The sequence below is a fragment of the bacterium genome (genome assembly GCA_016708025.1).
Classification (GTDB): Bacteria; Zixibacteria; MSB-5A5; order GN15; family FEB-12; genus FEB-12.
In genome coordinates this window covers 813,770-828,834 of record JADJGQ010000001.1, presented here as the reverse complement: position 1 = coordinate 828,834, position 15,065 = coordinate 813,770, and the positions used below count along the sequence as shown (strand labels likewise).

Annotated in this window: 13 protein-coding genes and 1 pseudogene; 9 read left to right on the top strand and 5 right to left on the bottom strand. The window is 54.1% G+C overall.

Going from position 1 to position 15,065, the window contains the following annotated elements; all coding sequences use genetic code 11:
• Window position 1 precedes the first annotated feature (1 nt).
• On the top strand, window positions 2-1,738 hold the full coding sequence (locus IPH75_03605; protein MBK7141153.1) for a M6 family metalloprotease domain-containing protein: 1,737 nt from the start codon (window positions 2-4) through the stop codon (window positions 1,736-1,738).
• 101 nt (window positions 1,739-1,839) lie between these two features.
• On the opposite strand, the gene IPH75_03600 is transcribed toward IPH75_03605, so the two are convergent.
• The 3 genes from IPH75_03600 to IPH75_03590 all read right to left on the bottom strand — a co-directional run bounded on the left by IPH75_03600 (window position 1,840) and on the right by IPH75_03590 (window position 6,161).
• Entirely contained in the window at window positions 1,840-2,046 is a 207-nt protein-coding gene (locus IPH75_03600; GenBank protein MBK7141152.1) for a zinc-ribbon domain containing protein, read from the bottom strand.
• A gap of 126 nt (window positions 2,047-2,172) precedes the next feature.
• Complete coding sequence (locus IPH75_03595; GenBank protein ID MBK7141151.1) at window positions 2,173-4,194, bottom strand: dockerin type I repeat-containing protein; 2,022 nt, start codon at window positions 4,192-4,194, stop codon at window positions 2,173-2,175.
• Between the two features lie 212 nt (window positions 4,195-4,406).
• On the bottom strand, window positions 4,407-6,161 hold the full coding sequence (locus IPH75_03590; GenBank protein MBK7141150.1) for a hypothetical protein: 1,755 nt from the start codon (window positions 6,159-6,161) through the stop codon (window positions 4,407-4,409).
• Here IPH75_03590 and tadA point away from each other — a divergent pair.
• The 8 genes and pseudogenes from tadA to IPH75_03550 all read left to right on the top strand — a co-directional run bounded on the left by tadA (window position 6,160) and on the right by IPH75_03550 (window position 14,053).
• On the top strand, window positions 6,160-7,908 hold the full coding sequence (gene tadA, locus IPH75_03585; GenBank protein MBK7141149.1) for a Flp pilus assembly complex ATPase component TadA: 1,749 nt from the start codon (window positions 6,160-6,162) through the stop codon (window positions 7,906-7,908). The genes IPH75_03590 and tadA overlap by 2 nt on opposite strands.
• Window positions 7,892-9,106: a type II secretion system F family protein gene (locus tag IPH75_03580; protein MBK7141148.1), complete on the top strand. Its 1,215-nt coding sequence runs from the start codon at window positions 7,892-7,894 to the stop codon at window positions 9,104-9,106. The genes tadA and IPH75_03580 overlap by 17 nt, the downstream gene beginning before the upstream one ends.
• A 58-nt stretch (window positions 9,107-9,164) precedes the next feature.
• The gene (locus IPH75_03575; protein ID MBK7141147.1) at window positions 9,165-9,623 is read left to right on the top strand and encodes a prepilin-type N-terminal cleavage/methylation domain-containing protein; all 459 of its coding nucleotides are present in this window, start codon (window positions 9,165-9,167) and stop codon (window positions 9,621-9,623) included.
• A gap of 26 nt (window positions 9,624-9,649) precedes the next feature.
• Window positions 9,650-9,748, top strand: a pseudogene (locus IPH75_03570) (prepilin-type N-terminal cleavage/methylation domain-containing protein).
• 364 nt (window positions 9,749-10,112) lie between these two features.
• Window positions 10,113-11,726 carry a pilus assembly protein PilM gene (gene pilM, locus IPH75_03565; protein MBK7141146.1) on the top strand — a complete coding sequence of 538 codons (1,614 nt, stop codon included), beginning with the start codon at window positions 10,113-10,115 and terminating at the stop codon, window positions 11,724-11,726.
• A complete protein-coding gene (locus IPH75_03560) occupies window positions 11,723-12,289 on the top strand; it encodes a hypothetical protein (protein MBK7141145.1) in 567 nt (188 codons plus the stop codon). Before pilM ends, IPH75_03560 begins: the two co-directional genes overlap by 4 nt.
• Window positions 12,286-12,759, top strand: a complete 474-nt coding sequence (locus IPH75_03555; protein ID MBK7141144.1) for a hypothetical protein — start codon at window positions 12,286-12,288, stop codon at window positions 12,757-12,759. Before IPH75_03560 ends, IPH75_03555 begins: the two co-directional genes overlap by 4 nt.
• Window positions 12,760-12,763: 4 nt before the next feature.
• Window positions 12,764-14,053, top strand: a complete 1,290-nt coding sequence (locus IPH75_03550) for a hypothetical protein (protein MBK7141143.1) — start codon at window positions 12,764-12,766, stop codon at window positions 14,051-14,053.
• A 3-nt stretch (window positions 14,054-14,056) separates the two neighbouring features.
• Here IPH75_03550 and IPH75_03545 read toward each other — a convergent pair whose 3' ends face one another.
• Window positions 14,057-14,497 (bottom strand): DoxX family membrane protein, encoded by a 441-nt coding sequence (locus IPH75_03545; GenBank protein MBK7141142.1) that lies wholly within the window; start codon window positions 14,495-14,497, stop codon window positions 14,057-14,059.
• The gene (locus tag IPH75_03540) at window positions 14,488-14,991 is read right to left on the bottom strand and encodes a rhodanese-like domain-containing protein (GenBank protein ID MBK7141141.1); all 504 of its coding nucleotides are present in this window, start codon (window positions 14,989-14,991) and stop codon (window positions 14,488-14,490) included. Before IPH75_03540 ends, IPH75_03545 begins: the two co-directional genes overlap by 10 nt.
• Window positions 14,992-15,065 lie beyond the last annotated feature (74 nt).

Genomic DNA, 15,065 nt, shown 5'->3' with positions numbered 1-15,065 from the left:
GATGAAGACCACCGCACGAATTTTCATTTTCGCCACGCTTTTCATTTTCAGTGGCGTGTTATCAGCTCTGGCGATGCCACCGCATCCTGACCTGGTGCAGAGTACAGCGGCGGGCAAGCAGGCCCCGAGCTATTATATCGAACATCGTGATGAATTACAGGCCAAAGGCGTCTGTATTCCCGACGAGTCGCTGAAACGTGCGTTGGCTGCGGCCCGCAGTCAGGCGAAAGCATCGCTCTCCCCGTCTGCCGGAACGCCGTTCCGTATCCTGGCGATCCTGGTTCAGTTCTCGGACCATGCCAGCCAGGTCAGTGCGACGTTTTTCGATTCCCTGGTCTTCAGTACTTCAGGCAATACCGTGCGGGACTACTTTGATGAGGTCTCGTATGCGCAGATCGATATCGTGACGGTCAATATGCCGTCATCGCTCGGCTGGCGGACCGCTCCGCAGACCTACGCTTATTATGTCAATAATGCGCAGGGTCTCGGTTCTTACCCGAATAACTCCCAGAAATTGGTCGAAGATCTGGTAGATCAGATCAATCCACTGGTTGATTATACTCAGTATGATAATGACAGTGACGGTTACGTCGATGTCGTCATGGTGATCCACTCCGGACGTGGCGCGGAATTCACCGGCGCCAATACCGATATCTGGTCGCACAAGTGGGGTATCACTCCGCGCCTTCTCGATGGCGTGAGAGTTTTCAACTATACCATGCAGCCGGAGTATTGGTCCAATCCCGGCGATATGACCATCGGCGTGTATGCGCATGAATTGGCCCACGGCTTTGGGTTGCCCGACCTGTATGACACCGACAACAGCTCCAATGGTATTGGCCGCTGGTGCCTGATGTCCTATGGAAGCTGGAATGGCCCCTCTAACCGTGGCGGATCCCCCTCGCATCCGTCCGCCTGGTGCCGTATCGATATGGGCTTTGCGACTTCCACCAATGTGACGACTCCGCTGTCAAACCAGCAGATCACCAATGTCGAGGCTGGTGGAACGATCTATCGCATGTGGACTGGTGGCCTGATTACGACCAATTACTTCCTGGTCGAGAATCGTCAGCATGTTGGCTATGATGCCTATCTGCCATCGACCGGCCTGTTGATATGGCATATCGATGATCTCAAAAATGCGGGTGGAACTCCGAATTCGCAGGAATGGTGGCCCGGCCAAACAGCCGCCAACCACTACGGTGTTGCGCTGGAACAGGCAGACGGCCTGTATGAATTGGAGCATAAGGTGGATGCCGGCGATGGCGGCGATCCGTTCCCTGGAAATACAAATAACACCACGTTCTCCGATTCCTCGACTCCGGCCGCTACCACGTATGCCGGTGCGACCACCAATGTCCAGGTATCGTCTATAGCGACGATCGGCCAGATAATCCAGGCAAACCTGATCGTCACCCTGGCATCGGGAACCGAGGATGACCCGCCGTCGGTCCTACCGGTAACGGCGACACTTGACCAGAATTATCCGAATCCGTTTAATCCGTCGACAGTGATCAAGTTCGAACTGATCGTGTCGCAGGATGTCACGGTTGACATTTACAATTTGACTGGGCAGAAAGTGCGCCGTCTCTACTCTGATCGGGCGCCGATAGGCGAAACGACATTGACCTGGGATGCGACGACCGATGACGGTCAGCCAGTCGCTTCGGGGATATATCTTTATCGATTCACTTCAGATTACGAGCAGATGACGCGGAAGATGGTTTTGATGCGATAATTAGACAGACCTGTTCCGATGGGACACGCGAGTGTCCCTTTCCCCCTCCTCTCTGATCAACCCCGGCTAGTAGCCGGGGTTAATTTTTCTGTTCAATCGACTCACTCAGGAAGTTGGATTTCCTGATGTTCCATGTCGTGATGTTGGCCGCGTTGCGTCCTTTTGTACTGCTGGTGGCAGGTTTTACAGCGTTTGGGATCCTCTGTATAACCTCGTTCAGCAAAGTATTGCTGCGCCTGAACAGTAAAAACAAACTCCTCACGACATTCGCTGCAAACAAGAACCCTGTTTTGGAAGTTATTTTCCACCGGGTTCCCCCTCTCAAAGCCATCACAGTCCGTGTGATGCCAGCAAATGTGTTGTATACCTGTTGCCTACAGGATATTTGCAGCCCCCAACAATGTCAACTAAAATGTCCCGGTTATGTCGGCTACCTAGTATGGGTTACAGGGACTCCCTCCGGTGCCGAGGATCATGTATGCGATCATATACGACAGGTCGCTGAGGTCCACACCTCCCGCGCAGTCCATATTTCCGGCCTCGATACTCGGTTGGGGTTGCGGGCCCAATCCAAGCACATAGGCGATGAGCACGGAAAGATCACTCACATCAATGCTTCCCGAGAAATTGACATCGCCGCGATAAAGGACCGTGGTCGCATTCGTGTTTCTCGTTTGCGTGACGGTGGTGTCAATGAGCGAGACGATCTGAGCGGTGACATATGAATTTGAGCCTAGGGGTGTGCCCTGGGGTGGCTGAACCGGGAAAGTCACAAATGAACTGTCTCCGGGTACGAGGAAGCGCGACTGGTTCCCGGTTGTTACCCAGCCGAGCGCATCGCTGTAAGAGACCCGCACTGAGTTGTTGATAGTCCCGGTATTTTTCACCAGCACGCTACAGGTGCGCTGTCCACCGGAATAGACCGGCGATCCACCGCCGATGCTGCTGCTCATCTCCAGAGGCTGGGCTATGGCGGCAGAATAGTTGAATGCGGAAGATACCCCGAACTGCGTGACATTCGCTCCCACCAGAACGACCTTGTGGTAGGTGTTGAAGTTCAACACATCAATAGTGTCGACCCAATTCGGCCCGGTCAAAAAGAACTTTTCAGTGGTATAGGTTGTCGGGGTCGTGAACTTGATCAGGTAGGCGCCCCACTCGACGGCATTGCCGCCATCGAAGGTCACGCGTAATTTTCCTGTCGCGGCAGTTGGATAAAACTCAACGTAGCATGCGGCATATCCCTGCGGGCTGACCGGGCTGGTCTGGTTATTGGTGGGATAGATCGTGTGCTGACGGTCCACCGTCATAGCTGGATAAAATGAACCTTCCAGATAGTGCTGCCCAAGATCGCGGGACCCGGTGAAATAGTTCCATACCGCAAATTCGGCGAAGGCAGAATCCTGCGTGTATCCGGTCATCGCAACCAATGAGTCCGACATTGCGTCGTAGACCGACTTATAGCGGGCACCATTCCAGCAAGCGCGCATAAGTGTCGTGTCGAACCGCTCCGCCATATACATTCCCCAAACGAATGAGGCGTACATGTGAATGGTCTGATCCATGAGGCTGATCTGCGGATCATCCATGTAGCTGTCGAGGTAGTTGTAGTTGTCGTTGACCTGATCGAATACGATATCTTCCATGTAGGTGGCATCCAGTTCCATGAACCAGCTTGCTTCGTTGCCGTCATAGGCAAACTGAATGCAGTGATGGAACTCATGGGCGGCGGTCGCCTTGGCCGCACCGGCCTGGTTACCTTCAGGATCGTCGTTGTTCGGGAATCCGAGGAAATTGCGATGAAGCACTAAATAACTGTAGTAGTCGGGCCACGGATTGGGACCGGCTCCCTCCGGGACCGCATAGCCGTAGTACCCCATTGATTCAAAATAGACATCAAAAAGTCCGTCTCCACCAAGGGAACCATCGGATGGCGGATTGAGATAGCCCATCGCCTGGTGTTTAGCCAGCGAGGTATCCATATAGGCGGCGCATTTTTCGACGTAATCAGGGATGGTGTTGCCGTTACCATCGGCAGAAGGGACGGCATTGGTGCCGCTGATATCGTAATGTAGTTTGAAGAACCCGCCCGGCGAATTATAGGTGAATGCAGTTGACCAACGCTGCAACAGCGTGGTGATCTCCTGCTGGGTGGTCAGATCGAGGAGTGACCAATTCTGTTTGATATCGACAATGGCATCGGTCGCACAACGCGAGTGACTCATGCCGGTGGCGGCATCAAAAAGCTGGTATTTGGCTGGAAGTTCGGTCGGGCGCTTGATTGCTTTGATCTGGAGCAGCGCTTTCTGGCTGTAGGTTAATTGACCGGCGGCGAAATCACGTTCGATCGCGCCGATCGGGTCTTTGTCTGAAAGGTGGGAATGTCCGGTCGAAGCCACAGCCGATGCGGCAACGAGCAGCATGATAGTAATGGCAATTACGATGGGTCCCTTCATATGGCTCCCTACGATCTCCAGGTTTTCAACCGGCTCAGTCTGGCGCGGTATTATCGTGACGGCGTACTTTGACTATGTTCGGCAACCAACGGTAAATCTCCCGTCAGGTCTCGGCGGGAGGAAGTAGTGCGAAGACTGTTAGCGGTTGTATTTATGTTTCCGCGACTAACGGTAATGTATTGTGATTCAAGATTTTGTCAAGAGGAAAGGGGTCAGAAAAATTGCCCGGTGCCAAAGGCGACCTGAACTATCCCGTCTTCGCGAAAAGCGCAATCGATCCGGATGATCTCGGACCGGGTCGCCCGTTCTAGCGAGATTCGCAATCCTCCCCCGACCGAGTACTGCAAGTCATTCAGATTAAACGACTCTCCACGCTTCCAGGTCTTCCCGGTATCAAGAAAAAGCACGCCGCCAATCAACGCTGACAAAAAGTCCAATCCCGGAAACCACCGGGTTTCGAGATTGAATGTCCCGGCCCTGTCCCCGGTGAAGGCGTATTCGTCATAGCCGCGAAGCCCGGAGGTCCCCCCCAACTTGAGGGGCGTTTCCAGTGATTCGTATTCGTCAGACTGATATTGTAACCGAGCGGCCACCGTAAGAAACGAGAGCCCGTTATTGTAATAGCGTAGACTGCTGATCCCTCGACTCCGCAACTGGCTACCTGATTTCAGCCACCACGTTTGTTGGTGTGATGCCAGGATCAGGTTGTGGCCGAAGAGATCTCCGAAACGAGTGGTGACATCAAACACATCGTAGACATGGCTCCTGAAATCCGAATTGAATGCCCGCCCGACCAGTAGTTCAATCCCGGTCGCCGGTGAGACATCCTCGAGCAACTGGAAATTCGAAATGCGGCGGAGGCGCAAGTAGTCAGTGTGCAGTCCTTTCAGCAACAACGCTGGGATGTGATAGAGTGAATCCTGAGGAACCTCAAACCCGTGCCCGAAGCTCTCGGTCACCTTGTCGGCATGATAGGTGTACCAGGTCCCCACTCCGATCTTGGTGTTACGACTGCCAAATCGGTATTCCGCTACCAGATCAAACAGGTCTGCCCGACTCTTCCAATACCCGGTTCGCTCACTGTCAAGGTAGACATCGCGACGCCCGCCGGTTCGAGATATGGTTGCGCTCCAATAGAGATGCTGTTCAAGGCTGTAGAAAGGGCGGATCAGCGCAAACTGAGAGAGCTCACTGCGTGGGTCGGTATTATGTTCGGCAAGGACCATGATCGGTTTGCCGAAAAATCGATAATCCTGAAATTTACTGTGAGTGTAGTTATCGTCCCCCTCCTGTGCCACCCAATCAAATCCGAGGAGTTGGTTGTAGCCGATCAGATTTCTCTCTTCAAAACCGATCTTATAGCGACTCCGATTGCCATCGCGGGAAAACTCTGCGCCACCTAACAAACTCCACTGGTCGATCGTTACCACTCGCACCAGGAGCCGACCATCCGATAGCATTTCCGTCTCAACCCAGGCATCCACCAGCCGACATTTTTGACGGAGATTACGCGCGGTTTCTTCCGCTCTGGCCGCGGCGAAAGGTTCACCGACGGCAAGGAGCAGTTCGCGCCGGATGACCGTTTCTTTGGTGACAATGTGCAGCTTGTTGGCGGTCCGGAAGAGGAAGTTGTCGTATCGTGGGTCCGAGGTGTCGTAGATATCCCGGTTATCAATGACCAGGCTGTCAATGACCAAGCCATCGTCTTCGGACAGCGTATCCTCTTCAATGACAGAGGTTTTCTCCGAAGTGACCGTCCCGTACACATTCACGCCGGACCGAGCCGAAACGGAGGCAGCCGAGAGAATCAGAACGATCCAGAAAAGCTGTGCAAGTAGTCTGGCCAGAGAGTGAACTTTCCTTTCCGCGGTAACATAGCGGCAAACCGGCGACTGAGGCAACAGTTTGTCGCGTAAAATATTGGCGATTTCTGCCGATAACGAAAGCGAAAGTAACAGTCTCAACATGGTAACTACGCGCAAGAAAATCGGCGACCTGCTGGTCGATAAGGGATTTATCACGTCCGATGTCCTGGAGGATGCCCTCCGGGAACAGGCGACGACCGGTAAACGTATCGGTGCGATCCTGGTCGAACATGGCAATATCACTGAAGACCAACTCATTGATACCATATCGGAACGCCTCGGCATTCCACAAGTCTCCCTCAATTCGATGGTGCTCTCCCCGGAAGTCACTCAGTTGATCTCGGTAGAGACAGCCCGTCGTTACACCGTTATACCAATTTTTGTCATCGGCACGACCATGACGCTGGCGATGGCAGATCCCCTGAATATCATCGCTCTCGATGAGATCAAATATCAGTCGGGCTATGAGATCAAGCGCGCGGTCGCCAAGTCCTCCGAAATCAAGCAGGCGATCGACCAGTACTACTCCGTCGCCGATTCACTTCACGAGATCATGGGGACCCGTCGTTCCGATGATGCCGACCGCCGGATCACCTCGGTCCTGGTCACCGACAAAGGGGAAGCCGAATCACCGATCGTCAAACTGGTCAACCTGATCATCACCAAAGCGGTGAATGAAGGTGCCAGCGATATCCATATCGAACCGGATGAGACAACCCTTCGTATTCGCTACCGTGTCAGCGGCAATATGCGTGAAGAAGCCTCTCCGTCGAAATCCATGCAAAACGAAGTGATCTCGCGCATTAAAGTCGCCGCTGATCTGGATGTTTCCGAGAAGCGCCTCCCGCAGGATGGCCGCTTTATGATGCTGGTCGACAACATGCCGGTCGACCTTCGTGTCTCCACTCTGCCGACCATTCACGGAGAGAAGATCGTTATCCGTATTCTGGATCGCCGCAACCTCCTCCTCTCTTTCCGCCAGCTTGGTTTCCGCGAATCGATGCAGGAGGCATGGACCAATATCATTCATAAGCCCGAAGGTTTGGTGCTGATCTCCGGACCGACCTCCAGTGGAAAGACTTCCACTCTGTACGCGACTCTCCAGGAGATCAACTCGATCGAAAAAAACATCATCACGGTTGAAGACCCGGTTGAGTATTCGATGCCGGTCATCAATCAGGTGCAGATAAACGAGAAGGCGGGACTCACGTTCCCGGCATCGCTCCGCTCGATCCTCCGCCAGAACCCGGATATCATCATGATCGGCGAGATCCGTGATCGAGAGACTGCCCAGATGGCAGTTCGCTCGGCACTGACCGGCCACCTTGTTTTTTCGACCATTCACACCAATGATGCACCCTCCGCCATCACACGCCTTATCGATATCGGTGTGGAGAATTATCTGGTGGTTGCCGCTATCAAGGGTGTGCTGGCCCAGCGCCTGATCCGCCTGAACTGCAAAAATTGCCTTGAGACATACCGCCCTCCGGATGCGTTGCTGAGACGGTCCGGCCTTCAGGATCTGGCCGATGCGCTTGAGTTCAAGCGCGGGACCGGATGCAGTCAATGTCGCGGCACCGGTTATCAGAAGATGACCGGCATATTCGAGTATATGGAAGTGACCCCGCCGCTGGCCGATCTGATGCTGTCGGGAGCGTCGCTCCACAGGCTGCGCACCGAGGCACGCCGGTTCGGTTATGTCCCCCTCTTCGAGTCCGGACTGGAAAAACTGACCAGCGGACTGATCTGCCTTGAAGAATTGCTCAAAGAGACCTCCAACATCGAAGATTACTTCGATCATAGCGGTGACCAATCACGAGTAGGTACGAGCCATGCCGGCGCAATTTAAGTATCAGGCAGTGGCAGTCGATGGCAGTACGCAAGAAGGTGTGATTGCGGCCGTCAGCGCTCAACAGGTCGAAGAATACCTGACCCAGCAGCGTCTGCTCCCGATCACGATTTCACAACTTCAGGAACGCCGCCCCCTCACGCTATTCGGTATGCTCAAGGGGCATACCTATGAAGATCTGATCACTTTCACTAATCAACTGGCCACGCTGTATCGAGCCGGTATTCCGCTGTTGCGCGCTTTGACGCTAATGAAGATCGGCAAGGCAAATGGCCGGTTCAATTACGTGATCAACCAGCTTCGCGTTGGAGTCGAATCAGGGCGACAGCTCTCGGAAGTGATGTCTGACTATCCTGACCTCTTCAGCAAAGTGTATCTTGCCGGTGTCGCCGCCGGCGAAGAGTCGGGCAAGCTCGATGTCACCCTGGATGAGCTGGCGATCATGCTCGAACGGGAGATGGAGATCGCGCGTCAGCTCAAGACCGCCACTCGCTATCCGCTCATTGTCGTTGGCATCCTGTTCGCGGCCGCCACCGTGATGATGGTTTATGTCATTCCGAAGTTCATAGATTTCTACAGCGCGTTTTCTGCCGAGCTTCCGCTCCCCACCCGTCTGCTGATAGGCGCCAGCAATTTGCTGACGAACTACTGGCCGTACACCCTGGCTTTGATTGCCGCTTCGGTCTTTGGCTTCCGCCAGATGCTGAATAATCCAAATGGACGGGCCTGGTTTGATCGCAAGCTGGTATCGCTTCCCATCTTTGGTGATCTGATAATCAAGAGTAATGTCGCCCGCTTTTCGCTGATGTTCCGGATTCTCTTCCGTTCTGGAATTCCGATCATCAAGTCGATTGACCTGCTGACTGGTGCCATCAAGAACTCCGCGATCTCTGGCGAACTGGTGATCCTCCAAGAGCTGTTTCGCAAGGGCCAGGACATCGGCAGCTCACTCGACCAATTTAAGTACTTCCCCGAGATGGCGTTACAATTGATGGCAATTGGTGTGGAGTCGGGATCTCTGGATCGCACGTTGGAAGAGGTCGGCAATCACTACTCTAAAGAGGTGATGTATCGGAGTCGCCAGATGACCTCGATAATTGAGCCGATCCTGACCGTGGTAATGGGGGTGTTCGTCCTGATTCTGGCACTGGCCATGTTCCTGCCGATGTGGAACCTGATCAAGGTGTTCAAGGGGTGAGGGATGCTCAAGGATTGAGCATAATTTGCCGATAAAGTGACATAAGATAAATCGACCTATGACCCTGTGCAGACAAGGAGAGAACATGCGTCTGACTAGTGTAAACAACCAGAAGGGTTTCACCCTTATCGAACTGGTGATCATCATTGTCGTGCTCGGCATTCTGGCGGCGGTAGCAATTCCGCGGTATCAGGATATCACGTCCGAGGCGAAAGAAGCGTCTGCGCGTGCGGCGCTTGGTGCGCTCCGTTCCGGTATCACGATCTTCTACGCCAACAAGGCTGTTGTGACCGGCACCGCCACCTGGCCGACCGTGGCTCAGCTTGCGGCGGTTGACACCGTGATGGCTCAGTCGATCCCGAAAAACCCGTATCAGACTGACACCAACGCTCCCGACTCGATCGTCACTGGCGTGACCAAAGGCGTGGTTGTCGGCGCTCGCGGTGGCTGGGCGTACAAGCCAAGCACTGGCGAAGTCTGGCCGAACACCAACGTCGCCGGGGAAAACGCCTGGTAAACGGAATGCGATCTTCGCATCCATCCATGCAGATTTCAAAGCTCGATCGGCGCGGTTTTACGCTGATCGAGCTTGTTATCGTTATCGTGGTCCTGGGGATCATCGCCGCGTTTGCTGTCCCCCGCTTTGGCGACTTGACAGCGAACGCCAAGGTCACGGCCACCGTGGATGAAATGCAAAGCCTGAAGAAGGCGATCATCGGCAATCCCTCGGCGACCGCCGGAGGAGAGTATATTGATCGCGGCTTTGAGGGTGACCTCGGCTATGCCCCATCGCGCCTGCAGGATCTCGCTGCAAAGCCGGATTCTATTGCAGCTTACAACAAGCTGACGCGACTCGGCTGGAACGGCCCGTATATCGACAGCGCCGGTGGAAGTTATCTCCAGGATGCCTGGGGAGTTAATTACAGCTACGATCGCGCAACGCGGCGGATCATGTCGACCGGTGGGTCTGACAGTCTTGTGGTTACGTTCTGACGAAAGTATGCATATGAACGGGCTAAACATTTTCAAGCGAGCAACCAAGTCGGCACCGGCTGTTGCGGATGATCCGCAGCAGAAAGCCGGCTATATTGAGACCCCGATCAGTGCCAAACCGACTTTCGGATTCAAACGCAAGATCAGTTTCCATGTCGACCAGTCCGGCATCCAGCTTGGCTGTAGTTCGCAGCTTGGTGTCGAAAGCAAACTGATCGATGCCCGCAAGCTGTATTTCCCGTCTCAGAGTGAAAGCGAACAAGCTCGCGCCGCCTTTATCTCCGACACAATCGCTAAGTACGTCGGCGAACATGGCGGCAGTCATGCGGAGATAGCCCTTTCCGCTTCCGGCCCCGAAACGGCGTTTCGTGTCTTCAACATGCCTGAGCTCTCTTCCCGCGCGCTGGCATCCGCGGTTAATTTTGAAGCGAAACGTCAGGTCCCGTTCCCACCCAACGAGTGCCACTTTGATTTCCGTCCGGTCAGCCGCATTCAGTCCGGATCAAAGGTCACGCTCAAGGTCGCTTTGCATGCGGCCACGAATCGAGCGATCGAAGAACGGCTGGCTCCTTTCCGCCAGTTGGGGTATGACGTCGCGCATGTGTATCATACGCACGACGTCATAGGCCAACTGCTCCGGTTCCTGCCGGATTACAGTCAGGACCAGCATTACACGTTGATCAATGTTGAGAAAACGCGGACGGAGATCTCGTACTATCGCGGCAGTAACCTCGAATTCTACCACAACTGCTCGATTGGCTCGTCATTCCTGGCGCGTCGCTCCGATCCGACCGTATTTGAGTATTTCGCGGAATCGCTGGCGGGCGAGATCCAGAACTCACTCGACTTCTACACGGGTCAGTATTCCGGTCTTTTCACCACCCGGATATACATTCACGGCGACCTGGCCTACACCGATGAATTGCTGGAATTGTTGCATAACCGATTTGGTTACGAATTCCGCCGCTTCCCGACCGAAACTCTGAGTGTGCCTGTCTCTGGTGATCGCGGTCGTCTGGAAGAGATGTCGGTCTGCTTGCCGGTACTTGCCTCGGCAGTCTGCTCAGTCGGGTTAGCAAACCTGATCCCTGCCGAGTTGATGAGCCGGACCAAAAGCAAACGGCTTGAGCGAGCCGCCTATTTTGGAGCGGTGGCGCTCGCGGTGATTCTGATGATCTTCTACGGTTCACTCAGCGTGAAGACCTCGGCCACCAAGTCCCGTCTGCAGAATATCAACAACGAGATCGCCAGCTTCCAGCAGTCGACGCTGTTCGACACCTATAATGTGCTCAAGCGCGAGATAGCCGCGGGTAACCGGTATCTTGAGAATATCAAGAGCGCACCATCGTACTTTGCGCTCCTGCTCAAAGAGATATCCAACCGGACTCCGCAGGAGATCCAGTTGGCGAATCTGAACTATCAGACCGAAGACCCCAGCCAGAATATCGCCATGGACGGGCTTGTCATTTCAAGTTCGCTCCCTCCCGAAGTGATCCTGGCGGAGTATGTAGAGACGTTACAGCGTTCGCCGCTTTTTGAGTCAGTGACTATCCAGCGCTACACCAAACGAACCGAGAATGGCAAAGCGTACCTGAATTTCAGTATGTCGATGCGAGGTGTCCAATGACCCGCCGACTGACTATTACCATCGTGGTCTCATTAGCGATCACGGTCGCCTGGATCTTCCTGCTGTTCATCCCGGAGAACAGCAAGCAGGCCAAATTGAGCGCCGAGGTTGAGTCTGCCCAGGCGCAATTTCGAGAGTACCAAACTACTATCGCGCAATTGCCGGTTTATATCGAATCACGTGCGGAACTGCAGAAAAAATTGCAGTTGGCCAATTCCAATCTCTATGCCAAGGAAGACCTGGTGCTGCTGTTTAATGAACTGGAACGAAGTGCCAGGGACAATGGGCTCCGTCTGATCGATATCACCCCGCCGGTCAATGAACTGCTGGAGCTGAATCGGGCACTGCCAAGTGAAGGCGAACCGCAGATCCTGACTTTGACAGTCGTCCTTAAAGGGAATTTCATCGATTTCGGTCGATATGTTGAGACGCTTGAACGGGCCCCGTACTTCCGATCAGTCCAGTCCTGTGTGGTTGCCCGCGATATAGACAGCGGCGAACAGGTGACTTACTCGCTCGGATTTAAGGCACTGCTTGGCATGACAGTGGAGGAAGTGTCATGACCGAACAACGCCGCAAGCAGATGATGTACGGCATCCTGGTGGTGGCCGTGATCTGGGGAGCCTGGAATCTGATGACGCCCCGGAAAATTGTCCTGCAGCCCGCAACGCCTGCGGCGACGGAAATGACTGCTCCGGTAACTGCTGCCTCAGCGCAGGTTTCATTCGATGTCGAGGCTAAGCGAAAAGAGGGATGGGGGCGGGATCCTTTCAGCGGGTCGATCAGTCGTACGGCCGAATCTCGTTCTGTCTCCGGCCAGAAGAGCAAAACCACCACGACCAAATCAAACCGCCAGGGATGGTCGCTCACCGGAATAATTGACAACGGCACTACCCCATTTGCCTTTATCAACGGCAAAATGGTCAAAGTCGGCGACCTGATCGATCAGGCCCGGGTCGTTAAGATAGAAAAACAGACGGTCACGCTGTCGATCAACGGCAGCCATGTCGCTTTGAAGGTAACCAAAGGTTGAGCATATGAAAAAGTTTACTGTCATACTTCTGTTGGCCGCGACAATTTCGGCTGGTGCAGCTCCACTGGATACCCAGCAGAGATTGAGCATCTCGCTTGAGTCGGTCCCGCTGACCAAGGTACTCGGGATGATCGCCACCCAGAACAAACTCAACCTGGTCATGGGTGACGATATCCAGGGAGAGATCTCTCTGCAGTTGGAAGATGTCGATCTCAAGACCGCGCTCGATGCGATCCTGACCTCCAATGGCTTCGCCTATGTCATTCGAGATAATGTCGTCGTGATCACTTCGGTTGAAAAAGCATCGGCAGATATCCTGGCCTCCCGGGTGATCCGCCTCAATTACAGCGACCCAGTGACGGTGAAATCCGCGCTCGATTCCCGCAAATCCGCCAAAGGACAGGTGATCATACTGGACAAAGTCGGAACCGATGTCACCGGTGCATCCTCCGGCACAACATCCTCCTACCACCCGAATCGGATCCTGATCACAGACTATCCTTCGGTGGTGGATGATATGGCCAGATTGGTTGCCGAAATTGATATCCCCGAGCGGATCGTCCAGATCGAGGCCCGCATAGTCGAGACAAAGGTGAGTAACGATACCCAACTCGGTTTCTCATGGCCGACAGCCATCTCCGGAAAGATAGCCGGGGCAAGCGATGGTACTTCGACCGGTACCGAAGGAGAGACATCAACTTCAAGCGCGATGGGCTCCATGAATCTCGAAGACGGGCGCTGGGTCTGGGGAACGCTTTCGGTCAACCAGCTCACGGCAGTTCTGGATATGCTCGATCAGGATGGAAACTCCAAATTGCTCTCCGATCCTCGCATTACGACTGTTGAGAATCACGAAGCTGAGATCAAAATCGCGACCGTCATCCCGATCCAGACGATCAATAGATTCACCGAAGCTGCGGCCACGCAGGATATCGTCACGTTCCAGGATTTCGAGGTCGGCATTTCATTGAAAGTAACGCCGCGGATCAATGGGGATGGGAATATCACGCTGGATGTCGAACCGATCGTCGAAGATATCATCGGATACAGCGGGCCCTCGGGCAATCAGAAGCCGATTACGGCGACCCGTTCGATCAAGACCCGGATCACGGTGAAAGAGGGAGAAACGGCCGCTTTAGGTGGATTGCTGAAAGAAGACGTGATTGAAACAACCCAGCGCGTCCCCTTCCTGGGACATATTCCGCTTCTGGGAAGCGCGCTCTTTACTCACAAATCGAAAGAGAAATCGACCACCGACCTGATCATCCTGATCACGCCGCGCATTCTCCCCTGATCATCAGGGGCAGATCAACCACCGTCGCGATTTGCTGATCATCATCTGAATGACAAACAGCATCGCGACCAGATCAAAGATCAGGGAGTTCCAGGCCGAACCGGTCGCTCCCTGCGACGCTTTAAAGCATCCGCAGTCAATATCGATCCCCCGGACAATGGTCGAAGCGAGTGCGATCATGAACATCACCATCATGAGCGCGGTCCAGACTTTTGCCCCCTGGTAGAATATCCCCAGGATCAGCCCAAGTCCGCATATCAATTCCAGCCACGGGAGGATCAGCGCCATCAGATTAATTAGGTTGCCGGGGACCAGATGATAATACCAGATCGCTTTGGCGAAGGATGCCGGTTCGATGATCTTGTAGAACGATGCATAGATCAGCATGATGCCAATCACCAGGCGGGAGAGCATGGTCAGATAATCGTTGTGAACTATTCGCACTGCTTCCTCCGCTCGACATCAAGCCCAAACTTCTCCCACTCTCTCGCTCCGCCAAAGAAGATGGCGATATTGGTATATCCCTGAAGCTGGAGATTGCGCCCGAGGTGCAGCGAGAGATCGCACTCCTCTCCCGAGCAAAAGACGATCAGCATACGGTCTTTGGGGGCCGCTAAGACAGAGTCGAAAAATGGCGCCAGGTCACCCTCGGGAAGCATCTCAAACGGGAGATTGACCGATCCCGGGATGGTTGAGCATTCAAAGTCTTCCGGATTGCGGGCATCGACAAACAACGCCTGACCGGCGGCATGTTCCATCTGGGCGACATTTATGTCGATGAAAGGCGGATCACTCGGTTCGGCGGTCGGCGGGACGATCGGTCCTTCGGAGCTGGAAAGGTCGCGGTACTTCCCGATCAGGTCAATGCCATTTGGCGAGACCGCGTTAACGCCGATACTGACGGCGCACGAGATCAGAAGCAGGATCAGTAATTGCATGAACGTTGATTTCAAGATCTTCTACCCCATTGGTTTCGAGGTTATACCCGCGCCCGAACCGTTAGTTCACTACT

Excerpts from the sequence above, each read along its gene's own strand:
- IPH75_03590 (MBK7141150.1), bottom strand. The coding sequence starts at position 6,161 with ATGTTGAGACTGTTACTTTCGCTTTCGTTATCGGCAGAAATCGCCAAT.
- IPH75_03550 (MBK7141143.1), top strand. The coding sequence starts at position 12,764 with ATGAAAAAGTTTACTGTCATACTTCTGTTGGCCGCGACAATTTCGGCT.
- IPH75_03540 (MBK7141141.1), bottom strand. The coding sequence starts at position 14,991 with ATGCAATTACTGATCCTGCTTCTGATCTCGTGCGCCGTCAGTATCGGC.
- IPH75_03560 (MBK7141145.1), top strand. The coding sequence starts at position 11,723 with ATGACCCGCCGACTGACTATTACCATCGTGGTCTCATTAGCGATCACG.
- IPH75_03605 (MBK7141153.1), top strand. The coding sequence starts at position 2 with ATGAAGACCACCGCACGAATTTTCATTTTCGCCACGCTTTTCATTTTC.
- pilM (MBK7141146.1), top strand. The coding sequence starts at position 10,113 with ATGAACGGGCTAAACATTTTCAAGCGAGCAACCAAGTCGGCACCGGCT.
- tadA (MBK7141149.1), top strand. The coding sequence starts at position 6,160 with ATGGTAACTACGCGCAAGAAAATCGGCGACCTGCTGGTCGATAAGGGA.
- IPH75_03575 (MBK7141147.1), top strand. The coding sequence starts at position 9,165 with ATGACCCTGTGCAGACAAGGAGAGAACATGCGTCTGACTAGTGTAAAC.
- IPH75_03595 (MBK7141151.1), bottom strand. The coding sequence starts at position 4,194 with ATGAAGGGACCCATCGTAATTGCCATTACTATCATGCTGCTCGTTGCC.
- IPH75_03555 (MBK7141144.1), top strand. The coding sequence starts at position 12,286 with ATGACCGAACAACGCCGCAAGCAGATGATGTACGGCATCCTGGTGGTG.
- IPH75_03580 (MBK7141148.1), top strand. The coding sequence starts at position 7,892 with ATGCCGGCGCAATTTAAGTATCAGGCAGTGGCAGTCGATGGCAGTACG.